Raw genomic sequence first — 23161 nt, 5'->3', positions numbered from 1 at the left:
AAATCCGGCGTTGCGGATTGGCCGGCGAAGGGACAATCTTCCGGAGAGGGAGCTTGGTCACGGCCCATGACGGAATGGTATTTCATCTGGATTGATGGGCCGCGCGGCCCCGAGCCGCAGAAATGGTCGTCGGACGCGCTGTGGGGCCAGCTTGCGCGCCAGGACATCATTGTCCGCTTTCCCTTGACGGAGCGCGAGGCGCGGCTGTCGATCGATCAGCTGGTGCGGCTGCATCCCGTGCCGCAGTGAGCCGCGCGCGGCCGCCTCACACCACCAGCCGCCCTTCGCGCTCCGCGACCGTGATCTGGGCTTCCGTTCCCGAGTTGAAATCGAGCCGATCGGCTTCGATGCCGTCGCTGAAGATGACGCCGTTCTCCGGCATCAGCGAGCGGACGCTGAGGCGCTCGGGGCGTTCGAGGCTGCCGCAGACCAGCGTGACCTGCGAGGTGCGGCTCGGAAACGGCTCGCGCACCGCAAAGCGCAGCGCGCCGGCGTCCCAAGGCTGCGGCAGATAGGGCGGGCTGCCGGCGCCGCCGCCGAAGCTGCCTGCGATCGCGAGCGAACCGGTGACGATGCTCTTGAACCAGGCGGTCGAGCCGAGACCGGTCGCGACGATCAGGCCGCTCGAGGACTGACGCTCCTTCCGGTCGGCGAGGGCGATTTCGTAGACGGCTGATGTATGCGTGCGTGCGCCGATGAAGAGGTCGTTGACGGCATAGAGGATCTGGCCGTTGGTGAGCGCAGCCTTGGCCATCGTCACTGCCTTGTAGCCGCGTCTGTCCGCGGCGACCTCGCGCAGCAGGGCAGGGAGGTCACGCGGCGCGAAGGGCAGCAGGACGCCGTCATAGCGCCTGGCATCCGGATTGAGTCCGATCAGCGGATGGCCGTCGAGATATTTCATCGTGTTGGCGACGACGCCGTCCTGGCCGAGCGCCACCACGATGTCGGAGGGGCCGAAGATGAAGTTAGGCAGGAAGCTCCGGTCGATCACCTGGTAACGGCCCCATTGCTCCAGCGCCTGCACGGTGACGTGGCGCTCGGCCTGATAGACATCGTGCTCGCGCTGGTAATCGGAGAAGTCGGCGCCGAGATGCTCGACATAGAATCGCGCCTGCGCCGCCGTCAGGTATTTGGCGATCAGCCCCTCGAGCCGCGTCTTGCGGGTGACGAGGACGATCTTGCGGTCATTGTCGGCGGGCACGAGGAGCCTCCGCGACGGGCCTGTCCAGCAGCGTGTTGAGCAGGTCGGGCGAGACGTTGAGCTGGCCGATCTTCTCGGCCTTCTCGGCGATGCCGCTGAAGGCCTGCGCGATCAACTGTCCCGGCTGCATGCCGGCTGCGGCCAGCGCCTGGATCACGCGGGTGTCGACGCCCTCGAAGATCTTCATCAGCGCGCCGACCCGATAGGCCTCGGCATCCGCCAAGGTGCGGGTGTTCTCGGCGTTGAGGCCGACGAAATCCTTGCGCTTGCTCTCCAGCGTGATGTCGGCGACCATGCCGGCCTCGCGCAGCTCGGCCTGCTTGGCCGCAACGCTCGCTTCGGCATCCATCTGGGTCTCCCGGATCGAGCGCTTCTTCTGCTCGACCGCGATCTCGGTGTCGAGCTCGCTCTCGCGGATGGCGCGTTCCTGCTCCACCGCAAAGTTGCGCCGCGCGAAGATCGCCTCGTCCGCGCTCTTGAGGATCGCCTCGCGCGCCTCGGCCTCCAGTGCCTTGGCGGTGTCCGGCGTCGGCTTCACGCCGCGGATGGAGACGCCGAGGATTTCGAGACCGAGGGCGGCGACATCGGCACGGGCACGCAGTCCGCTCTCGATCAGGCCGGCGATGCGATCGGCGGCCTGCAGCGCTTCCTTCAAGGTCAGTTCCTTCACCGCCTGCTGTGCCAGCACCTCGACAGTCGCGAGAATCCGCTGCGCCAGCTGCTCCGGGTCGTCGGACTCGTAGGTCTTGCCGTCGGCCTTGAGGGTGAAGTTGAGCATCGCGGCGGCCTTCTGCGGCTCGCTGATCCGGTAGGTGACATGGCCCTGGATGGTCAGCGCCTGGAAGTCGCGCGCGATCTGCTGGAAGATGAAGGCGGCGTCGCGGCTGCCGATCGGCACCGCAACCAGCGAGGTGACCGGCCCATAATAGAAGCCGGACAGACCGGCGCCTTGCTCGGTCACCGCGCCGCGGCGGTACTTCATGAGATAGGTGGTCGGTTGGGCCTTGATGAAGCGGAGACCGAACATGGCGTGCACTCCTGAATAAGTGTGTCTAGGCAACTAAGCTAGTTGGACTGTACAACTAAGTATGTTATTGTCAAGGCCGGCGGCGAGAAGGTTCACGCCAGCAGGGGAAGCGGGGAGAGCATGCCCGAGAAGCCGGAACTCGACTTTCCGAGGCCGCTGACGACGGTCGACGTCGTCATTTTCGCCATACGGTCAGACGCGCTTCAGGTTCTGTTGGTTCAACGCCCAAGAGCGGAAACCGAGCCGTTTCCAGGGTCTTGGGCCTTGCCCGGCGGCTTCGTCGATATCGCAGGCGATCGCGACCTCGAAGCGTGCGCGGCGCGCAAGCTGAAGGACAAGACCGGCGTGGTCAGTCCGTATCTGGAGCAACTCGGCAGTTGGGGCAGCGCGTCAAGGGATCCGCGCGGCTGGTCTGCGACGCATGCCTACTTCGCATTGCTGCCGGAACACGCCGCGGGCGGCGCGCTGGCCGCAGATGCGCAGTGGTTCGCGATCGAGGGCGAGAGAGTGAGGCCGAAGCTTGCCTTCGACCATGCCGAGATCCTGCACGCCGCGGTGCAGCGTTTGCGGAGCAAGGTCGAGTATACCTCGCTGCCCGCCTATCTGATGCCGCCGGAATTCACGCTGCCGGAACTGCAGCGGACCTATGAGATCGTGCTCGATCGTCCGTTGGAGAAAAGCGCCTTCCGCACCCGTATGCTCGCCGCCGATCTGATCGAACCAGTCGCGAAGATGCGCAAGGGACCGAACCGGCCGGCGCAGCTCTACCGGTTGAAGAAGGCCAGGGCGCCGGTGTTCTTTGCACGGACGTTCAATCCGCCGGGCTGACCGTCAAGCCGAGAGTCGAAGCCGGGCGTCGCAACGTCGGTCAGGAACGAGGCAAGGAACATTTTTCCAAGCACGTGCTTGGCCGCCGGCGTGTCGATCCTGAGCCGGCCGGCGCAGGCGGCTGCGAGTTCCATCAGTGTCGGTGCCACGAGGCTCGTGTCGGGCGCGGCGCGCGGCGCCGTCGCAGATGCGCTGAACAGTACGCCGGCGTAGTAGAGCCGGGTGAGGGCGCGAACCAGCCGCAGCCGGGCGCGATGCAAAATCTCCTCCAGCTCCGGCGTTCGCGCGAAGCTGTCGCCGACAACAGCGAGATCGACCAGCGGATCGGTGCGGTAGGCGGATTCCCAGTCGATCATCCAGAGCCTGTTGCCGTCGAACAGGATGTTGGCGGGAAGCGAGTCGTTGTGGCTCGAGACCGAGTTCGCCTCATCCCAGACATAGGCCGCGCGAATGCGTTCGAGATGCTCGTTGCATCGGTCGAGCACGCCGGGCGCGAACAGACCGGTGCGGCAGACATGGGCCCAGAGCCGCGCGACGATGTCGGGATAGCGCACGAAAGCCGGAAAGGTCGGCGTCGCCTGCAACCGCGCCAGCAATTCGCCGAGCGCCTTTGCCAACGCCGGCGCGCCGCCGGGATAATGACCGAGCGGCTGCCGCTGGATAAAATCCATCACCGCGACACGTGATGCCTCGTCGACATAATAGAGTCGTGGCGCGATGCCGGCCTCGGCCGCGATACGCAGCGAAACATACTGATACGGATTGCGCAGCGGGCTCGGCACGCCCTCGATCCGTAGCAAATAATTCTTGCCGCCTGCATCGATCCGGAACAAGCGTGCCGATGTTGCGCCGCCTGAGATAGATGTGATGGCGTCGATCGCTGCCGTGCCGATCACCTCACGCAGTGCGGCATGCGCTGTTTCGCGCTGCACCGGCGGAAGTATGTCGAGAGCACTCATGCGCAAAAAGATAGCATGGCCGCTATGCGTGCCGAAATTGCATTGATGCAGCGTTCTCGATCTATTGCTGGCAGCACGCGACGAAGCATGAAACAATACCGCAAAAATCATGATGGGATAGAGATGGATGTCGTTCGAGCGGGGGTTGCATTGCGCAGTTGCGTGCAAGACCGGTAAGCGCAGATCGTGGATGGCGTTGCCATTATTCTGCCTGATCAGCACGTTCGGAGTGATGCATAACGCCGTCGCGAACGAATCCTTACAGATTGTGGATGCGCGTGTATCGGCGGTCGACAAAGCGGGCGGGGACCTTCCCTTGACGATGACGATCAAGAACGAGGCCGACAGCGCCGACGCGCTGCTCCGTGTGCGCTGCCCGGTCTCGAATTTTTCCGAGCGCCACATCGTCGATCGCGGAGAAGGCGCGCCCGCCATGCGCTCGATATCCAATATACCAGTCCCCGCCAAGACAACGCTCGAACTGAAGCGCGACGGTTATCACGTCATGCTGCTGCAGTTGCGTCAGGCGCTCGCGCCGGGCGAGACCTTCAAATGCGCGGTCGTTTTTCAGAAAGCAGGCACCATCGAGACGGAGGTACAGGTCCAGAAGTGACCCCAAGACAGGTGAAGACAAGTGATTAAGGAAGGCGGCGAGCGGCACAGCCGATCGCCGGGACTCAAGGCTTCTCGCGCGACCGCCCGTATGTGACGGACGGTTCGATCAATGAAGAACGCTGGATCCGGAGGAAATGAACTCATGACAAGGTTGAATTGGGTTAAATCGCACATGCTCGCGGCGGCAGTAGCATCCGCCGCGACCTTCGCGGGCTCTTTCGCGCTCGCCGACGATGTCAACCAGGATCGCCTGCTCAATGCTGACAAGGAAGCAGGCAACTGGCTGCACCATCACAAGAACTATTCGGCGACCCGCTTCTCGTCGCTGGCGGATATCAACAAGGACAACGTCAAGAACCTGAAGGTCGCCTGGACCATGCATCTCGGCGGCGTCGAGGGCGGCGGAATCTGGGGGCACGGCGGCCTGGAGGGAACTCCGATCGTCGAGAACGGATTCATGTACGTCACCGACGGCTGGGGCTCGGTCTACAAGATCGACGCGCATGGCGGCAACGGCGTGCTGCTCTGGAAGATGGATCCCAAGACCGACCACGACTGGGCCGGCGCGGTCGCCTGCTGCGGCGTCGACAACCGCGGCGTCGCGCTGTGGGACAACCTCGTCATCTCGCACACGCTCGACGGCCGCCTGATCGCGACCAACAAGGAGACCGGGCAGGTCGCCTGGCAGCGTCAGGTCGCCGATCCCGACAAGGGTGAGGTGATCACCGGCGCGCCGTTGATCGTCAAGGGCATGGCGATCACGGGCGTCGCTGGCGCCGAATACGGTATTCGCGGCTGGATCGCTGCGACCGACCTGAAGAGCCAGAAGGAAGTCTGGCGTACCCACACCATCCCGGGCAAGGACGAACCCGGTTCCGAGACCTGGAAGGACGACAAGAACGCCAAGGCGAGCGGCGGCGGATCGACCTGGGTCACCGGCAGCTACGACCCGTCGACCAACACCGTCGTCTGGGGCGTCGGCAATCCCGGACCGGACTGGGACAATGAATACCGGCCCGGCGACAACCTCTACACCGACTCGTCGCTCGGTCTCGATGCCGACACCGGCAAGATCAAGTGGCACTACCAGCACACGCCGAACGATCCCTACGACTATGACAGCGTGGCGGAGAACGTGCTGGTCGACGTCCCCGGCCCCAACAACACGACGCTGAAGCTCGCGCTCGAGGCCGACCGCAACGGCTTTGCCTATGCGGTCGATCGCAACAGCGGCAAGTTCATCTGGGGTCTGCCCTTCGTCAAGAAGGTGACCTGGACCAAGGGGCTCGATCCCGAGTCCGGCAAGCCGGTGGAGTATGATCCGAAGCAGGGGGTGCAGAAGTACAACGCGTCGGTGACGCCGAGCCGTAGCAACAAGGAAACGGATATCTGTCCCGGCAATATGGGCGGCAAGAACTGGCCGCCGACCGCGTACAATCCGACCCTGAAGCTCTGGTACATTCCCGTCATCGAGAGCTGCAACCACATCAAGGTCGAGGAGATGACGCCCGACAAGGTGAAGGCGCGCGAGTTCTTCACCGGCGGCGGGCCGAGCCAGAACGTCAAGATCACCGGCAGCGTCACCGCGATCGACGTCACCACCGGCAAGGTGGCGGGGAAGGCGGAGACGCAATTCCCGAACCTCGGCGGCATCCTGGCGACGCCCGACCTCGTGTTCTCCGGACAGCCGTCCGGCGAGGTGATCGCCTATGATGCGAAATCGCTGCAGCAGCTCTGGCAGTTCAACACCGGCGGTGGCGTCAATGCGCCTCCGATGACGTTCTCGGTGGACGGCAAGCAGTATGTCGCGATCCTGGTCGGCCTCGGCGGCGCCTGGGACAAGTGGTTCATCGATGCCACGCCCGAGCTGAAGCGGATGCAGCCGGGCTCGATGCTCTACGTGTTCGCGCTCTGACATCGCAAGCGCGGGAGGCCTCAGCGAGAGGCCTCCCGCGTCGATCTGGCCGAGAGAAGTAAAACAAGAAACAAGACAAATGAAACAAACATGGCTGGTTGGCGCGTGGCTCGGCTGCGCGCTGGTGACGGGATTTGTGAGTACTGCGCAGGCACAGTCGGCGAGCGATCCGACCGATGCCGGCAAGGCGGTGTTCAAGCGCGGCAATTGCATGGGCTGCCACAAATGGCACGGCAATGGCGGCGGCGGTTATGGCGGCGACGCACTGTCGCTGCGCAAGACGGAGCTGACGCGCGAGCAGATCATCGAGACCGTGACGTGCGGGCGGCCGGGCACCGGCATGCCGTTCTTCGTGCGCGGCTCCTATGACACCACGAAATGCTACGAGATGACCCGGCAGGATGTCGCCGACCGCATGCCGCCCGAGGCGAATGTGTTCCTGCGGCCGAACGAGATCGAGGCGGTTGCCGATTACGTGCTCGCCCGCGTCAAGGGCAAGGGCGAGCCGAGCTATGACGAATGCATCGCCTTCTTCGGCGACGGCTCGCGCGTCTGCAATATCTACAAGGAGGCCGGCCACGCCGCCGCGCCGTCCGACCCAAGCGAGAAGGCAAAGCCATGAGCAAGCAGAGATCGGCAATCCGTGGGTTCGTTTTTGCGGCTACCGTCACCGCGGCCGTGCCGGCGATGGCGACGGCAGGTGATCTGCGCGACATCAATGTCGGCATGGACATCGGCAAGGTTCCCGACGCGGGATACATCAACCTGACCTGCGTTGGGGAGAAGACGCACAGATTGGCGGAATGGGCTCAGTGGGCGGCTTGCCCGGCCGGGCCGGATCAGCTGCGCGGCATCCGCTTCGAGTATGACCGCGAGACCGCACGGGAAGGCACCATGGTCGGCGGCCACCCGGCGATCCTGACCGTGATGATCGACAAGGACGCCAGGATCGCGGCGCTGACGATCGAGACCGATCCGAAGGCTCGGCTCTATCTGCGCAAGAAGGCGTTCCTGCTCGGCCTGCAGGCGAAGTCGCGCTACGGCGAGGATGGCTGGACCTGCTCGGAGGCGAAGCCGGGCGCCGACAAGCAGGAGGTCGGGGGCGTCTTTGTCGACGAGACATGCAGCAAGACCACCGATGGCCGGACCGTCGAGATCGAGCGGCATCTCTACCGTGCGCCGAACAAGGAGCTCAAGGACATGACCGACGAGACCCGGATCACGATTCGCCGCGCGGGGTCGTAGGAACATCGATCGGGCGCGTCCGCGCCGCGTGGCCCGCCCGATCTCAGGTCTCGATCGGGGCTGCGTCGATTTCGATCTGCGGCAGCAGGCCGGGCGACTGCCGTTCGACCAGCTCGCGCATCTTTCCGATGATCGCATTGCCTTCCGCGGAGATGATCGAGCTCGGGCCGGCAACGGTGATGACGAGCGGGGGCGTCTGGTCGGCCTCGGTCAGCCGCATCGCAATCGCGCTCAGGCCGGGCGTGCCCATGTCGCGCGTGTAGGCGAATCCCTGGCGGCGGATCGTCGCCAGCGCCTGCTGGATATTGCCGAATCGGACCGCCGATGACGGTGCTTCCTCGGCGTTGATCCTCTGCACGATCCGCCGCGCATCCTCGTCGTTCATCAGGCTGAGAAACACCCGGCCCGGAGTCGAATGGGTCAGCACCCGTCGTGCGCCAGGCTCCAGATAATAGCGCACCGGTGTCGTGCCCTGCAGCACGCGGATGTACTGGCTGTAGAGCTGGTTGCGCGCCACCACGAAGGTGGTCAGCCGCGTCGCCTCGTGCAACTCGCGCGTGATCGCATCGAGCGTCGCTCCCGGCAATGTCTGGCTCGTGAGCCAGCCGCCGAGCAGGGCGACGCGGACCGTCGGCCGGTAGCTGCGCGCCTGCCGGTCATGGTCGAGATAGCCGAGTTCGACCAGGCTCTTCAGCAGCGCCGACGTGCTCGACGGCGGATAGTTCAGCCGGCGCGCGATCTCGGTCATGGCCGCGGGCCGCTCGATCTCGGCAAAATATTCGAAGATGCGGAGCACGCGATGGGCGGACTTGACGATTGACGGATCGGGGCTGCCGTCGGCAGCGCGAAACAATTCGTCATGCCGGTTGGCCTCGATCACCATCGCCGAGGGATCGTCCGCTTGCAGGCGCACGCGGTCGGCGACGATGCGCCTGCGGCCTCGCCTGGACGGGGGCTGGGTATCGGAGCGAACGCCCTTCATCTTCTTGCCGCTCGTGTCCTTGAAGGCAGCGCAGGCCTGGTGCGCTGCAACATCCATTGTCGCTATGTGCCGTCGAATGTGCAGCGAAACCAGCGGAGGTCAAGCGTCCGCGGTGCGGCATGACCTGGCGTGCGATCCTCGAGCGGACGGCATTTCCTCCACGTATCTGAAATTATTCTCGCAAGCCGGCTCGCCGGTGGACATCGCCGCGATCGTTCCCGATGTTGCAGGCGAAGCTTGAACACCGAGCGATGACATCCCGCACACCGGCCGCGACGTCATCCCGAACCAGGAGAGCCCCGATGCAGATGAGCGCGCGCGACCTTCGCAGCCCCGACGATGCCGCCGATCCGGCTCGCCATATCTCGCATGATTGTGCCGGCCTCAACTTCTATGACCTCGATCGCGGACTCCGGGGCCTGCTGGGGCTCTATCTGGCGCGCGAGGATCGCGAGCGGCTGGAGCCGCACTTCAAGCGACTCGGCGAACTGGCGGGCGGCAGGCTGGACCGGTTGGCCCGGATCGCCGACAAGCATGCGCCGGTGCTCAATCCGAGGGACGCCTACGGCCGCGACGAGGACTGGATCGACTATCATCCGGCCTACCGCGAGATGGAGGCGATCGCCTTCGGCGATTTCCAGTTTCACGCCATGAGCCATCGCGCCGGTGTGCTCGGCATGGACCGGCCGCTGCCGGCGGTGGCCAAATACGTGTTTCAGTACCTGTTCGTGCAGTCCGAGTTCGGGCTGATGTGCCCGATCAGCGTCACCGACACCTCGACGCATTTGATCCGCAAATTCGGCTCCGACGAGCTCAAGGCCTACCTGCTGCCGAAGATGCTGTCGGACGACATGGCGACGCTGTGGAAGGGTACCCAGTTCATGACCGAGCGCGCCGGCGGCTCCGATGTCGGCGCCGTCGAGACCGTTGCGCGGCGGGATGGCGACGTCTGGCGCCTGACCGGCGACAAATGGTTCTGCTCGCACGCCGATGCCGACGTCGCGCTGATGCTGGCGCGGCCGGAAGGTGCGCCCGACGGCACCTGGGGGCTCGCACTGTTCGCGCTGCCGCGTCGCCTCAAGGATGGCCGGCGCAACAGCTACCGGATCGTCCGTCTCAAGGACAAGCTCGGCACCAAATCGATGGCGTCAGGCGAGATCCGGCTCGACAACGCGGTTGCCTATCTGGTCGGTGATCCCACGCAGGGCCTCAAGCAGATGATGGAGCAGGTCAATCTCTCGCGCCTGTCGCACGGCGTGCGTGCCGCCGCGATGATGCGGCGCTGTGTCAACGAGGCCGTCGTCAGCGCCTCGTCGCGCGCGGCGTTTGGCCAGTGCGTCATGGATTTCCCGCTGCTGCGCCGTCAGCTGATGAAGCTGATCGTGCCGACCGAGCAGGCGCTGTCGATGATGCTGGTGGCCGCGCGCGCGATGGACGATGCCAATGCCGGCTCGGCGCAGGCGAGGGACCTGCTGCGGATCCTGACGCCGCTGTTGAAGTATCGCGCGTGCCGCGACAACATTCCGGTTGCAACCGGTGCGATGGAAGTGCGTGGCGGCAACGGCTACATCGAGGAATGGGTGCAGCCGCGGCTGGTGCGCGATGCCCATGTCGGCGTGCTCTGGGAAGGCACCAGCAACATCAACGCGCTCGACATCATTTCGCGCGCCGTCGGCAAGAGCGGCGCGCACCGGGCGCTCGCCGCTGTCCTTCAGTCGCGCCTCGAGGAGGCGAAGGCGTTGCCCGAGTCGTTCCGCAAGCGCCTTCGGATAGCGCTCGATCGTTCGATCGGCTTTGCCGAGCAGGTCGCGGCTGATCCCGGCTCGGAGCACACGGCGCGTCTTGCGGCGAGCGCGCTTTATCATGCGGCATCGGCGATCACGCTCGCATGGGAAGGATCCCAGCCGGAGGTCGATGCAAGGCGGCTGTTGCTGTCACGCTTCGTGCTCGAGCATCGCCTGTCGACGAAGGATCCGCTGGCCCCGGCCGACGACGCGTGGGAGCGCGAGGCCATCGATCTGATGCTGAGCGGTGCGCCGGTCACATTCGGTCAAGCGGTCAAATTCCTGACGGCCTGACCACAACAACAAAAAAACATCGCGGGGAGGTTTCTATGCGATCGATTGCGGCCGCGCTCACGGCGGTCTTGTGTCTGGCTGCCGTTGGGTCGGTGCGCGCGCAGGTGTCCGGCGACGTGGTGCGCATCGGCGTCATCAACGACATGTCGGGACTTTATTCCGATCTTGGGGGCGAGGGCTCGGTGGAGGCGGCGCGGCTCGCGATCGAGGATTTTGGCCCGACCGTGCTCGGCAAGAAGATTGAGCTGATGTCGGCCGACCATCAGAACAAGCCCGATATCGCCTCCGGCATCGTGCGTCGTTGGATCGACGAGAACGGTGTCGATCTGATTGCCGATGGCGGCAATTCGGCGACGGCGCTGGCCATTCAGGCTATCACCCGCGAGAAGAAGCGCATCTTTGTGATTTCCGGGCCTGGTAGTTCCGATCTTACCGGAAAGCAGTGCTCGCCTTATGGGTTTCATTTCACCTACAGCACCTACGCTGAAGCCTCCGCCGTTACCAAGGCCATGCTCAAGAAGGGCGCGGATACGTGGTTCTTCCTGACTGCGGACTACGCCTTCGGCCATGCGCTGGAGCGTGACGCATCAAGCTTCATCACGACCGCGGGGAGCAAGGTCGTCGGCTCGGTTCGCCATCCGCTCGGTGCGTCGGACCTATCTTCGTTCCTGCTCCAGGCACAGAACTCGAAGGCGAAAGTCATTGCGTTGGCGAACGCGGGCGGCGATACGGTCAACAGCCTCAAGCAGGCTGCGGAGTTCGGCATCGGAAAATCTGCCGACCAGAATATCGTCGCTCTTCTGATGTTGATCACGGACGTGCATTCGCTCGGCCTCGAGGCGGCGCAGGGCATCATCTACGCGACGTCGTTTTCGTGGACCCAGAACGAGGCAACCCGGACCTTCGGTCATCGCTTCATGGCGCGTCGGCACGGGCAGGCGCCGACCATGATCCAGGCCGGCGTCTACAGTGGAGTGATGCACTATCTGAAGGCAGCGCAGGCGGCCGGAACCGACGATCCTGGCGCCGTTGCCGCCGCCATGCGCAAGCTTCCGGTCAACGATTTCATGACGCAGAATGCACGGATCCGCGAGGATGGGCAGGTGATGCGTTCGATGTATTTGGTCCAGGCCAAATCGCTATCCGAATCGCACGAGCCTTGGGACTATGAAAAGGTGATCGCGACGATTTCGCCGGACGAAGCCTGGCGGCCGCTCGCGGAAGGCGGGTGTCCGTTCGTCACGAAAGCTCAGTAACGCTTGCGTTCGCGCCGTTGGCAGGAAGTTGAAGAAGTCTCCCGGTGACGTCAGCTTCGTCGCCGCCAAGGAAGACGTCTTCTACAGCCCGCTAATGCCGCGCCAGCAGCACGACGATGATCAGGGCCAGGATGGCGCACAGCACCTTCCAGAAGGTCACGGGATCGCGGTCGTGCAGCGATTTGCGGGTCGTGACGGCGGGGCCGGCCCAGGTCGCGCCGTTCTCGAGCTCGTGCGCGAACTCGATGGCGTCGCCGAAGCGTTGCGCGGGCTCGATGCTGAGCGCCTTGCCGATCACCGCATCGAGCCAGGCCGGCAGGTCAGGCCGGTAGCGTGACAGCGGCGCCGGCTTGCCGAACCGGGGCCGCGAGAACGGCTCGATCTCGCCGAACGGATAGTTCGCGGTGAACATGCGGTAGACGGTGACGCCGAGCGCGAACAGGTCGGAGGCCTCGTCGCCGGCCTTGCCGCCGAACAGCTCGGGCGCCATGTAGCTCGCGGTGCCCGGAATATCCTCGGCGGGAAAATCCTCCAGCAGGGGGACACGCGCGACGCCGAGGTCGACGAGGCGCAGCCCGCCGTCCTTCGAGAGGATCACGTTGTCGGGCTTGATGTCGCGATGGATGATGCCGGCGCGGTGCAGCGCAGTGACCGCGCGCACCAGCTTGGTTGCGATCGCGATGCCTTCGGTGAGCGACAGCCGCGGCGCATGGTTGAGCCGCTGTTCCAGCGTTTCGCCCTCGTAGAGCGGCATCGCCGAATAGAGCCTGGTCTGCCGCTCCGCGGGCACCTCGATGATCTCGCCGATCCACAGGCTGCGCACGCGCGCGGCGACCCAGGCCTCGCGCACGAAGGCGAGGCGGTAGGAGCCTTCGCTGGCGACCCGCGGATGCGGAAACTTCAGCACCACTTCGCGTCCGGCACGCTTGTCGGTCGCCTTGAACAGGCGGCTGTAGCGCCCGTCGGACAGCACGTCGTGGAGCGCGAAATCGTCGATCGTGTCGCCGCTTTCCGGCAAGTCCAAAATCGGCAAGGTCGCGATCGCATGAGTGAGGTCGTCGCGATCCGCCGGCGGCAGGTCGACGACGTCGAGCACCAGCGCGGTAGTGTTGTCGCTGCTGCCGGCCGCGAGCGCGGCATCGACGATGCTGCGCGCCGACTCGTCGGGCGGCGTGCGTTCCTCCAGCAGCCGCTGCAGGCGGGAATCGGAGAGCGCGCCGTGAACCCCGTCGCTGCAGATGAGTAAACGATCATGTTGCCGCAGCCCAGTCGAAGTGTAGTCGAAGCGGGCGAACTCCTCGAAACCGATGGCACGGTTGAGCATATGGGCGAGGTCGCCGCGGCCGGCGATATGGTCCTGCGTCAGGCGCTCGAGCCGTCCGTCGCTCAGGCGGTAGGCGCGGGTGTCGCCGACATGGATCACATGGCATTGCCGCCGCGACAGGATGATGGAGGAGAACGCGCAGGCCATGCCGCTGCGCGCGGCATCGACGCGGCCCTGGCCGTAGATCCAGCTGTTGGCAGCTTCAAGTGCCCGCGCGGCGCGGCGGCGGACGCCGAGCGTCTCGGGCAACGAATAATAGGCGTCGATGAAGCTGCGGACGGCGACCTCCGCCGCCTCGCGTCCGCCCTTGTGGCCGCCGACGCCGTCGGCGACCGCGGCCACCACGTCGCGATGCAGCGCGCCCGGCTGGCCGAGGCAGGCCGCGACATAGTCCTCATTGGCTGCGCGCTTACCGGTCTCGCTGGCGAAACCGACGCGTACGCCCAGATCGTGTTGCGCGCCGTTCGCCACGTCCGAACCCGTCCCTTTCGGAGCGGGCCGTTAGACGCGCGCTCCCGACACCGCGCCCCAGGTGGTGCGCCAGCGGACCTTGACCATCGCAAGTCCGATGAAGCCAAGCAACGCCAGCATGCCGAAGAACAGGAAGCCGGCGCCGAAACCGCCGGTCATGCCCTTGGCGAAGCCAAGCGTCTGGGCGAGGAAGAAGCCGCCGACGCCGCCGGCGCAGCCGACGAGCCCGGTCATCAGGCCGATCTCGTGGCGGAAGCGCAGCGGAATCAGCTGGAACACCGCGCCATTGCCCATGCCGAGCGCCAGCACGCCGATCGAGAACAGCAGCACCGAGATCCAGGCGATGCGCGGCAGCTCGGTCAAAGCCCAGCCGCCCGCGGTCGGCGCAGTCGGGCCCTCCGGCATGAAGGCGATCACGAGATAGGCAGCCACGACCACGCCGAACAGGATCGACAGTGAACGAATCCCGCCGATGCGGTCGGCGATCATGCCGCCGACGGGGCGGAAGCCCGAGCCGAACGCGACGATCAGCGCGACCAGCATGCCGGCCGCGACGCCCGAGACGTGATACTGCACGGTGAAATACAGCGGCAACGCGTTGGCGAGGCCGACGAAGCCGCCGAAGGTGATGAAGTAGAAGAACATGAACCAGCGGCTGTCGGAATCCTTCAGCAGCGCGCCGTAGGCCTTGAGCGAGATCTTCTTGCGCTCGCCCGGCGCGTCCTTGGCCGCGAATGCGTAATAGGCGAGCACCATCAGCATCGGAATCAAGAGGCAACCGAACACAGCCTGCCAGCCCCAATGTTCGGCAATGGTCGGCGCGAGCAGCGTGTCGAGCACCACGCCCATATTGCCCGCACCGGCGATTCCCATGACCTCGCCCTGATATTGCGGCGGATACCAGCGGCTGGCCTGGGGCAGGGCGACCGCGAACGAGGCGCCGCCGACGCCGAGCGCAAGCCCAAACAGCTCGATTGCGAGCTTGCTGGTCAGCCCGAAATGCCAGACCGATGCGGTCGCGGCGATCACGACGAGCTGGGCGATGATGCCGGTGCGCTTGGCGCCGATGATGTCGGCGAGAATGCCCATCGGCACGCGCAACAGTGCACCGGCGAGCACGGGAATGGCGACCAGGGTGAACTTCTCGTTCACCGCCAGATTCATGTCGCGCGCGATGTAGACGATCAGCGGGCCGAGCGCGACCCACGCCATGAAACTGATGTCGAAGTACAGGAACGCGGCGAGCAGGGTCGGCCAGTGACCTGCCTTCTTGAACTCAGCTAGCTTCATCGCAAGCGTCTCGCGGTGATGCGGCGGAGATGGCCGCTGACGTGCGACGCTCTCGGGCGCAGATAAATCGAATGTGGGTGAATGCGTGAGCGCGCTCGCCGTTGAGACGCACTCCGTCGAGAGGTGCGGTCAGCAATTTGCGTGCCATCGAATCGATCGCGTCGCTTTGCCTTGCAGTCGCAAGACGTTGCCGCGAGATCGCGAACCGGGTCCGGCGATCGGAATTGGCGTGGCTTGCAGCAAGCGCCGCCGCGCAAACGCGCATGCTGATGCTTTCTTGTGCGATGCGTCACGAGCGCGCGATGACGTATCAACGGCGGGTTCACGATTGCGGCCGCGGCCGCTGATGCTGTGATGCACAAGAGATCATCGGCGTGGCTAAAAAATCGGCCAGCCGGACGCGCGCCGCGGCATCAGGCACATGCGAGGTCGCAGAAAAGCCGTTGATTTTGCTGCCATATTCGCTCGTGCCGAGTTGGCACGCGTCTTGAATATCAGTCAGTAACGGAACATCGGTCGTCATCGAAGACGGTCTGCGCCCGCGGCTGGGCTTCCTACAACTCCAAACCTTTATCGGTGCCTATCAACGACGCACGCCGCGTCGCTGGATAGCGCCGTCGGAATTGAAAGGCAGACCATGCTCGACAAAGTGACCAAGCAGAAGCTCGTGGTGATCGGCAACGGGATGGCCGGCATCCGCACGGTCGAGGCGCTGCTCGAGCGCGCCCCAGATCTCTACGACATCACGGTGTTCGGCTCCGAGCCGTACGGCAATTACAACCGCATCCTGCTGTCGCCGGTGCTCGCCGGCGAGAAGACCGTCGACGACATCATGCTCAACACCGTCGACTGGTACGAGGACAACAACATCACGCTGCGCAAGGGCGAGACGATCAGCATGATCGATCGCCGCACGTGTGAAGTCGTCACCGAGGCAGGCGAGCGCGTTCCGTATGACCGCCTGCTGATCGCGACGGGCTCAAATCCGATCATGCTGCCGCTGCCGGGCAAGGACCTGCCGGGCGTGATCGGCTTCCGCGACATCTATGATGTCGATCGCATGATCAAGGCCTCGACCGACTATCGCAACGCCGTCGTGATCGGCGGCGGCCTGTTGGGCCTCGAAGCCGCCAACGGGCTGATGAAGCGCGGCATGAACGTCACGGTCGTGCATCTGCTCGACACCCTGATGGAGCGCCAGCTCGATCCGGTGGCCGGTGGTCTCTTGCGCAAGTCGCTGGAAGAGCGCGGCATGGTGTTCAAGATGCCGGCACAGACCCAGGCGATCCTGGGCGAGGACCGCGTCACCGGCGTCCGCTTCGGCGACGGCACCGAGCTGGCGGCCGATCTCGTGGTGATGGCGGTCGGCATCCGCCCGAACTTCGAGCTCGCCAAGAAGGCCGGGCTCTACTGCGAACGCGGCATCGTCGTCTCCGACACCATGCAGACCTATGACGGCCGCATCTATGCGGTCGGCGAATGCGTGCAGCATCGCCGCCAGACCTACGGTCTCGTCGCGCCGCTGTTCGACCAGGCCAAGGTCTGCGCCAACCATCTCGCGATGAAGGGCTTTGCCACCTATGACGGCTCAGTCACCTCGACCAAGCTGAAGGTCACCGGCATCGACCTGTTCTCGGCCGGCGATTTCGCGCCGGGCCCGGACAAGGAGGAGATCGTGCTGCAGGACGCCAATCGCGGCGTCTACAAGCGCATCATCCTGAAGGACAAGAAGATCGTCGGCGCCGTGCTCTATGGCGACACCATCGACGGCCCCTGGTACTTCCAGCATTTGCGCGACGGCACCGACGTCTCGCATATGCGCGAGCGCCTGGTGTTCGGCGCCGCCAATCTCGGCGAAGGCGGCGTCAGCGGCCAGAACTCGGTTGCCGCGATGAGCGACGAGACCGAGATCTGCGGCTGCAACGGCGTCTGCAAGGGTGCGATCGTCAAGGCGATCTCCGAGAAGAAGCTGTTCACGCTCGACGACGTCCGCGCCCATACCAAGGCGTCATCGTCCTGCGGCTCCTGCACCGGCCTTGTCGAGCAGGTGCTGGCGTTCACGCTCGGCGGCGACTATTCGGCGGCGCCGAAGGTCAAGCCGCTGTGCAAATGCACCGATCACAGCCACGACGACGTCCGCCGCGTCATCGTCGAGCAGCAGCTCAAGACCATTCCAGCCGTCATGCGCTTCATGGAGTGGAAGACGCTCAACGGCTGCCACTCCTGCCGTCCGGCGCTGAACTACTACCTGCTCGCGACCTGGCCGGGCGAGTATCGCGACGATCAGCAGTCGCGCTTCATCAACGAGCGCGTCCACGCCAACATCCAGAAGGATGGCACCTATTCGGTGGTGCCGCGGATGTGGGGCGGCGTCACCACGCCGAGCGAGCTGCGCGCCATCGCCGACGTTGCCGAAAAGTTCAACATCCCGACGGTGAAGGTCACCGGCGGTCAGCGCATCGACCTGCTCGGCGTCAAGAAGGAGGACCTTCCGGCGGTGTGGGCCGATCTCAACGATGCCGGCATGGTGTCGGGCCATGCCTACGCCAAGGGCCTGCGCACGGTGAAGACCTGCGTCGGCTCCGAATGGTGCCGCTTCGGCACCCAGGATTCCACCGGTCTCGGCGTCAAGCTCGAGAAGTTCATGTGGGGTTCGTGGACGCCGGCCAAGGTCAAGCTCGGCGTCTCCGGCTGCCCGCGCAATTGCGCGGAGGCGACCTGCAAGGACGTCGGCGTGGTCTGCGTCGATTCAGGTTACGAGATCCATTTCGCCGGCGCCGCGGGCTTGCACATCAAGGGCACCGAGTTCCTGACCAAGGTCGAGACCGAGGACGAGACGCTCGAGGTGATCGTGGCGCTGACCCAGCTCTACCGCGAGGAGGGCTGGTATCTCGAGCGCATGTACAAGTGGTGCGACCGCGTCGGTCTCGAGCAGATCAGGAAGCGGGTGGTCGACGACATCGCCAACCGCAAGGCGCTGTTCGCCCGCTTTGCCCATTCGCAGCAGTTTGCGCAGACCGATCCGTGGGCCGAGCGCGCCAGCCGCGGTGTCGACCGCAACGAGTTCGCGCCTCTCGCCGAATTGGAGCTCGCATGACCAGCTGGATCGAAATCGGTGCGCTCTACGACATTCCGCGGCTCGGCTCGCGCGTGGTGCGCACCCCTAGCGGCAACATCGCGGTGTTCCGGACCGAGAGCGACGAGGTGTTCGCGCTCGACGATCGTTGCCCGCACAAGGGCGGACCGCTGTCGCAGGGCATCGTGCACAACAAGCGCGTGACCTGTCCGCTGCATAATTTCGTCATCGAGCTGGCCAGTGGCCAGGCGGTCGCGCCTGATGAAGGCTGCACGCATACCCATCCGGCCAAGGTCGAGAACGGCGTTGTCTGGCTGTCGGTGCGGCAGGCGGCTGCGGTGAGCTGAGCGGGCAAGGATCGGCCAGCCATGCCCGTCAAGACCACGTGTCCCTATTGCGGTGTCGGTTGTGGCGTCATCGCGTCGAAGGACGCGGCGGGCGCGGTCCGGGTCGAGGGAGACAAGCAGCATCCGGCCAATTTCGGCCGGCTCTGCAGCAAGGGCTCGGCGCTCGCCGAGACCATCGATCTCGACGGGCGTTTGCTCGAGCCTGTCGTCGACGGCGTGCCCACGGCGTGGGACGACGCACTCGATCGCGTCGCCGATGGCTTTAACAAGGTCATTCGCGAGCACGGGCCCGATGCGGTCGCGTTCTATGTCTCCGGCCAGCTGCTGACCGAGGACTATTACGTCATCAACAAGCTCGCCAAGGGCTTTGTCGGCACCGCCAATATCGACACCAATTCGCGGCTGTGCATGGCCTCCAGCGTCGCGGGGCACAAGCGCGCCTTCGGCAGCGACACCGTGCCGGGCTGCTACGAGGATCTCGAGCAGGCGGATTTGCTGGTACTGGTCGGGTCCAACGCCGCCTGGTGCCATCCGATCCTGCACCAGCGCATGCTGGCGGCAAAGGAGAAGAACCCGGCGTGCAAGATCGTAGTGATCGATCCGCGCCGCACCGCGACCTGCGAGGGCGCCGATCTGCATCTGCCGCTGCGCTCCGGCAGCGACAGCGTGCTGTTCAACGGGCTGTTCGCATTCCTTGCCGGCAGCAGCGCGGTCGATCGCGGCTTTGTCGGCAATTGCACGACGGGGATCGTCGACGCCCTCAAGCAGGTGGCCGGCCAGACCCTGGCGCAGACCGCCGCGACGTGTGGGCTGAGCGAAGGCGCGGTCGGGCTGTTCTTCGACTGGTTCACGAAGACCGAGCGTGTCGTCACGCTGTATTCGCAGGGCATCAACCAGTCGTCGAGCGGCGTCGACAAGGTCAACGCCATTATCAATTGCCATCTGTTGACCGGGCGCATCGGCCGTCCCGGCATGGGTCCGTTCTCGCTCACCGGGCAGCCCAACGCGATGGGCGGCCGCGAGGTCGGCGGGCTCGCCAACCAGCTTGCCGCGCATATGGAGATCGAGAACCCGGCGCATCGCGAGCTGGTGCAGCGGTTCTGGCGCGCGCCTGTCATTGCGGAGAAGGGTGGGCTGAAGGCGGTCGACATGTTCGACGCGATCGCCGACGGCCGCATCAAGGCGGTGTGGATCATCTCGACCAATCCGGTGGTGAGCCTGCCCGATGCCGACCGCGCGCGCGCCGCGCTCGACGCCTGCGAGCTCGTCGTGGTGACGGATTGCATGCGCGACACCGACACCACGCGGCATGCCGACGTGCTGCTGCCGGCGCTGGCGTGGGGCGAGAAGGACGGCACCGTCACCAATTCGGAGCGCCGGATATCGCGGCAGCGGTCGTTCCTGTCAGCGCCGGATGAAGCACGCGCCGACTGGCGGATCATCTGCGATGTCGCCAGTCGCATGGGATACTCCGGCTTCGACTACGCCTCGGTGGCGGAGGTGTTCCGCGAGCACGCCGAATTGTCCGGCTTCGAAAATAACGGCCAGCGCGATTTCGACATCTCGGCGCTGGCTGCGCTCGATGATCGCGCCTATGACGAACTGGCGCCGGTGCAGTGGCCGGTGACGGCGGACCATCCGGCCGGCACGCCGCGGATGTTCGAGAGCCAGAAGTTCTTCACGCTCGACCGCAAGGCGCGCTTCGTGCCGATCGCGCCGCGCGCGGCGCGGCATGCGACCAGCCGCGACTATCCGCTGGTGCTTAACACCGGCCGCGTCCGCGATCAGTGGCACACCATGACCCGGACCGGGAAAACCGGACGGCTATTGTCGCATATCTTCGAGCCCTATGCCGAGTTCCACCCCGAGGATGCGCGGCAGGCGGGGCTGCAAAACGAGGGATTGACGCGGCTGACCAGCAGCTGGGGCGAGATGATCGCGCGGGTCGTGGTCAGCGCCGACCAGCGCCGCGGCTGTGTGTTCGTGCCGATGCACTGGAACGAGGAGTTCGCCGGCGAGGGCCGCGTCAACGCGCTGGTCAATCCGGTGGTCGATCCGCTGTCCGGCCAGCCGGAATCCAAGCATACGCCGGTCAAGGCCGATCCTTACGCGCCGAAATGGCACGCCTTCATCCTGAGCCGCGATGCGATCAAGCGTCCAGCGAGCGGCTACTGGGTCTACGGCAAGGCCGGCGATTGCACGCGGCTGGAGCTCGCGCTCGACGTCCGCCCGGAGAGCTGGCGCGATTGGGCGCGCGCGCAGCTCGGTCTCGAAGGCGTCGAGATCGAATGGATCGCCTATCGCGATCCGGCCGCGGGCCGCTTCCGCTACGCGGCGGTGCGCGACGGCCGGCTCGAGGGCTGCGTGTTCATCGCGCCCGATCACGTGCTGCCATCGCGGGCGTGGCTCGCCGGGTTGTTCGCCGAGCAACAATTGTCGGCCAATGCGCGGATGGCGCTGCTGGCCGGGCGGCCGTTCGGCGCCGGCGAGGATGTCGGGCCGATCGTCTGCTCCTGCTTCAGCGTCGGACGGCACCAGATCACCGCCGAGATCAGGAAGGGCGCCGACAGTGTCGAGGCGATCGGCCGCTGCCTGAAGGCCGGCACCAATTGCGGCGGCTGCAAGCCCGAGATCGGCAAGCTGATCGGTGCCACCGCGCAGCCGCGGCAGGCGATCGCGTCCTAAAGTCCCGGCGCCGGCTTGACGCCTCATCGCTGCGCCGCGCTTTCAGGCGGTGCAGCTGGTTTGCCGCGCGGCATGCTTTTGGATAGCTTTCGTTCAATCGTGCCATCCTTACTTGCCTCACCTGAAGTACAGATGGACAGCGCTCAGGAGCAGGAGCCGCTACGCCATGATTACCGCGGGACGTCATCGTCCGCTTGCACCGGACGCCTGGAATGAATCGGCTGTTCGGGTCGCGATCGAAGAAATTGCGGCCGATGCGGTCGCACATTTCCATCCCGATACGTTCTGGCCGGCTCACCCGAGTGAAGACGGTGGAGGAGATGGTGATCCCAGCTTCTACAAGGGGGCGGCCGGGGTCATTTGGGCACTGGATTACTTGCACCGCGCGGGGGCTACCCGGGTCGCCGGCGATTTCCGCCCCGTGCTGCCGAAGCTGATCGAGCAGACCGTAATCGACCACGACACCAGTTCGCTGCCCGATTATGAGAAGCATGGCTCGCTGCTTCGCGGCGACATGGGGGCGGCACTTCTCGCGATGCGCCTTGAGCCGACATCGAGCCTCGCCGACCTGGTCTATAGCCGGGCCGAAGCAAACAATGAACTGCCGATCCGGGAGCTGATGTGGGGAATGCCGGGGTCGATGGTCGCGGCAGTCCACATGAGCAGGATGACCGGGGAATTGAGATGGCGCGGCCTGTTCGAAGTGCAGGCGGCGCGGCTGTTGGCCGAACTGGAGGACACGCCGCAAGGTCCACTTTGGACCCAGGATCTCTACGGTGCCAAGGATCGCTTTCTCGGGCCGGTTCACGGCTTTGCCGGCAACGTGATCCCGTTATTGCTCGGATGGGATTGGTTGACGGCAGCGCAGCAGGCGCACGTCGCCGAATTCGTGCCGAAGTCGCTTGAAGCGAATGCGTGGCGCTACGACATCGGCACAACATGGGGCCCGAGAAGCAAGCGCGAGAAGCGGCTTTTCATATGCCAGCATTGTCACGGCGCGCCGGGAATGGTGACGAGCTTTGCCGACGCGCCGTTCGATATGCCGGAATTTGACGCGCTGCTGCTGGATGGCGGGCGCTTTGCCTGGGCCGCCGGACCGCTGACAAAGGGCTCGAACCTTTGCCACGGCACGGGTGGAAACGGCTACGCATTCCTCAAGCTCTACCGACGCACGAATGATCCGATCTGGCTCGACCGCGCGCGCCAGTTCGCCATGACGGCCATCGTCCAGTTTCGTGGCGCCCAGATGGTTACCGGCCGCGGCCGGTATTCGCTTTGGACCGGTGACATCGGCCTTGCAATCTACCTTTGGGATTGCATCACCGGGGATGCCCGGTTTCCGACGATCGATGTGTTTTGACTCTAGAATAAGTCCGTGTCCTAGCAGCCGCGGCAGATGCTCTTCAGCTTGCTGTTGAGCAGGCGGTCCTCCTCGTCGGAGGCCGCCTTGGTGTAGGGGTCGTCGGCGTGGCGTTTATCGGCGGCAAATCCGCTGCTGCGGCTGGCGCCGCCGGCATGCATGCCGTGCAGGCCGCCACCATGGCCATGGCCGCCACGCGCATCGGCTGCCGGGATTGCGGCCGCAAGCAGCATCAGCAGCCCGGCCGTCGTGAATGTCCGCATGATGTCCTCCTCGACGCGGTAAAGTACCGCTGACGCTGGGGCAAATCGGTGTCGGCCAACTTCACAATTTCGCGTGGCGGCAATCGGCCGATCCTCGCGGCCGGTTCCCGAAGGACTCCTCCGCTGCGCCACACGGGGATAGCTTCATGCCGACAATGCAGTGCTCGCAGCGCCAAAATGGTGTATCGGCAAGCTCTGGCGCGCCCAAGATGGGGGCAGGACACGTGCAAGGCACGGTC

Annotated in this window: 20 protein-coding genes; 12 read left to right on the top strand and 8 right to left on the bottom strand. The window is 65.1% G+C overall.

Going from position 1 to position 23161, the window contains the following annotated elements; translation table 11 throughout:
- Nucleotides 1-66: 66 nt before the first annotated feature.
- Nucleotides 67-249 (top strand): hypothetical protein, encoded by a 183-nt coding sequence (locus ACVIGA_RS04090; protein WP_223966216.1) that lies wholly within the window; start codon nt 67-69, stop codon nt 247-249.
- Between the two features lie 16 nt (nt 250-265).
- On the opposite strand, the gene ACVIGA_RS04085 is transcribed toward ACVIGA_RS04090, so the two are convergent.
- Complete coding sequence (locus tag ACVIGA_RS04085) at nt 266-1201, bottom strand: sugar kinase (protein ID WP_456665380.1); 936 nt, start codon at nt 1199-1201, stop codon at nt 266-268.
- The gene (locus tag ACVIGA_RS04080; RefSeq protein WP_456665379.1) at nt 1185-2228 is read right to left on the bottom strand and encodes an SPFH domain-containing protein; all 1044 of its coding nucleotides are present in this window, start codon (nt 2226-2228) and stop codon (nt 1185-1187) included. The genes ACVIGA_RS04085 and ACVIGA_RS04080 overlap by 17 nt, the downstream gene beginning before the upstream one ends.
- 120 nt (nt 2229-2348) lie before the next feature.
- Between ACVIGA_RS04080 and ACVIGA_RS04075 the strand changes: the two genes are divergently transcribed.
- Nucleotides 2349-3056 (top strand): NUDIX hydrolase, encoded by a 708-nt coding sequence (locus ACVIGA_RS04075; protein WP_456665378.1) that lies wholly within the window; start codon nt 2349-2351, stop codon nt 3054-3056.
- On the opposite strand, the gene ACVIGA_RS04070 is transcribed toward ACVIGA_RS04075, so the two are convergent.
- Entirely contained in the window at nt 2993-4015 is a 1023-nt protein-coding gene (locus ACVIGA_RS04070; protein WP_456665377.1) for a phosphotransferase, read from the bottom strand. The genes ACVIGA_RS04075 and ACVIGA_RS04070 overlap by 64 nt on opposite strands.
- 127 nt (nt 4016-4142) lie before the next feature.
- Here ACVIGA_RS04070 and ACVIGA_RS04065 point away from each other — a divergent pair, with 127 nt between their 5' ends.
- From ACVIGA_RS04065 to ACVIGA_RS04050, 4 genes are all read left to right on the top strand, one after another.
- Nucleotides 4143-4628 carry a copper chaperone PCu(A)C gene (locus ACVIGA_RS04065; protein WP_456665376.1) on the top strand — a complete coding sequence of 162 codons (486 nt, stop codon included), beginning with the start codon at nt 4143-4145 and terminating at the stop codon, nt 4626-4628.
- A gap of 144 nt (nt 4629-4772) precedes the next feature.
- Nucleotides 4773-6545, top strand: a complete 1773-nt coding sequence (locus ACVIGA_RS04060; protein ID WP_456665375.1) for a PQQ-dependent dehydrogenase, methanol/ethanol family — start codon at nt 4773-4775, stop codon at nt 6543-6545.
- A 79-nt stretch (nt 6546-6624) separates the two neighbouring features.
- A complete protein-coding gene (locus tag ACVIGA_RS04055; RefSeq protein WP_456665374.1) occupies nt 6625-7167 on the top strand; it encodes a c-type cytochrome in 543 nt (180 codons plus the stop codon).
- Nucleotides 7164-7790 carry a hypothetical protein gene (locus tag ACVIGA_RS04050; protein WP_456665373.1) on the top strand — a complete coding sequence of 209 codons (627 nt, stop codon included), beginning with the start codon at nt 7164-7166 and terminating at the stop codon, nt 7788-7790. Before ACVIGA_RS04055 ends, ACVIGA_RS04050 begins: the two co-directional genes overlap by 4 nt.
- 43 nt (nt 7791-7833) lie before the next feature.
- Here the strand turns inward: ACVIGA_RS04050 and ACVIGA_RS04045 are convergent, their stop codons facing one another.
- Nucleotides 7834-8829: an IclR family transcriptional regulator gene (locus ACVIGA_RS04045; RefSeq protein ID WP_456665372.1), complete on the bottom strand. Its 996-nt coding sequence runs from the start codon at nt 8827-8829 to the stop codon at nt 7834-7836.
- Nucleotides 8830-9080: 251 nt separating this feature from the next.
- Between ACVIGA_RS04045 and ACVIGA_RS04040 the strand changes: the two genes are divergently transcribed.
- On the top strand, nt 9081-10850 hold the full coding sequence (locus ACVIGA_RS04040; protein WP_456670733.1) for an acyl-CoA dehydrogenase family protein: 1770 nt from the start codon (nt 9081-9083) through the stop codon (nt 10848-10850).
- A 35-nt stretch (nt 10851-10885) separates the two neighbouring features.
- The gene (locus ACVIGA_RS04035) at nt 10886-12106 is read left to right on the top strand and encodes an ABC transporter substrate-binding protein (RefSeq protein ID WP_456665371.1); all 1221 of its coding nucleotides are present in this window, start codon (nt 10886-10888) and stop codon (nt 12104-12106) included.
- A gap of 91 nt (nt 12107-12197) precedes the next feature.
- On the opposite strand, the gene ACVIGA_RS04030 is transcribed toward ACVIGA_RS04035, so the two are convergent.
- From ACVIGA_RS04030 to ACVIGA_RS04020, 3 genes are all read right to left on the bottom strand, one after another.
- Nucleotides 12198-13901: a protein kinase domain-containing protein gene (locus tag ACVIGA_RS04030; protein ID WP_456665370.1), complete on the bottom strand. Its 1704-nt coding sequence runs from the start codon at nt 13899-13901 to the stop codon at nt 12198-12200.
- A 30-nt stretch (nt 13902-13931) separates the two neighbouring features.
- Complete coding sequence (locus ACVIGA_RS04025; protein WP_456665369.1) at nt 13932-15191, bottom strand: MFS transporter; 1260 nt, start codon at nt 15189-15191, stop codon at nt 13932-13934.
- A 322-nt stretch (nt 15192-15513) separates the two neighbouring features.
- Nucleotides 15514-15714 (bottom strand): hypothetical protein, encoded by a 201-nt coding sequence (locus ACVIGA_RS04020; protein WP_456665368.1) that lies wholly within the window; start codon nt 15712-15714, stop codon nt 15514-15516.
- Nucleotides 15715-15828: 114 nt separating this feature from the next.
- Here ACVIGA_RS04020 and nirB point away from each other — a divergent pair, with 114 nt between their 5' ends.
- The 4 genes from nirB (at nt 15829) to ACVIGA_RS04000 (ending at nt 22659) form a co-directional block, all read left to right on the top strand.
- Nucleotides 15829-18288, top strand: coding sequence for a nitrite reductase large subunit NirB (gene nirB, locus ACVIGA_RS04015; protein ID WP_456665367.1), 2460 nt, complete (start codon nt 15829-15831; stop codon nt 18286-18288).
- A complete protein-coding gene (nirD, locus tag ACVIGA_RS04010; protein WP_456665366.1) occupies nt 18285-18614 on the top strand; it encodes a nitrite reductase small subunit NirD in 330 nt (109 codons plus the stop codon). The genes nirB and nirD overlap by 4 nt, the downstream gene beginning before the upstream one ends.
- Before the next feature lie 21 nt (nt 18615-18635).
- Nucleotides 18636-21299: a nitrate reductase gene (locus ACVIGA_RS04005; RefSeq protein ID WP_456665365.1), complete on the top strand. Its 2664-nt coding sequence runs from the start codon at nt 18636-18638 to the stop codon at nt 21297-21299.
- Between the two features lie 166 nt (nt 21300-21465).
- Entirely contained in the window at nt 21466-22659 is a 1194-nt protein-coding gene (locus ACVIGA_RS04000) for a lanthionine synthetase C family protein (RefSeq protein WP_456665364.1), read from the top strand.
- Between the two features lie 20 nt (nt 22660-22679).
- Here ACVIGA_RS04000 and ACVIGA_RS03995 read toward each other — a convergent pair whose 3' ends face one another.
- A complete protein-coding gene (locus ACVIGA_RS03995) occupies nt 22680-22922 on the bottom strand; it encodes a hypothetical protein (protein WP_456665363.1) in 243 nt (80 codons plus the stop codon).
- Nucleotides 22923-23161 lie beyond the last annotated feature (239 nt).

Source organism: Bradyrhizobium sp. USDA 3240 (genome assembly GCF_054063295.1).
This window is presented reverse-complemented; position numbering and strand designations above follow the sequence as displayed.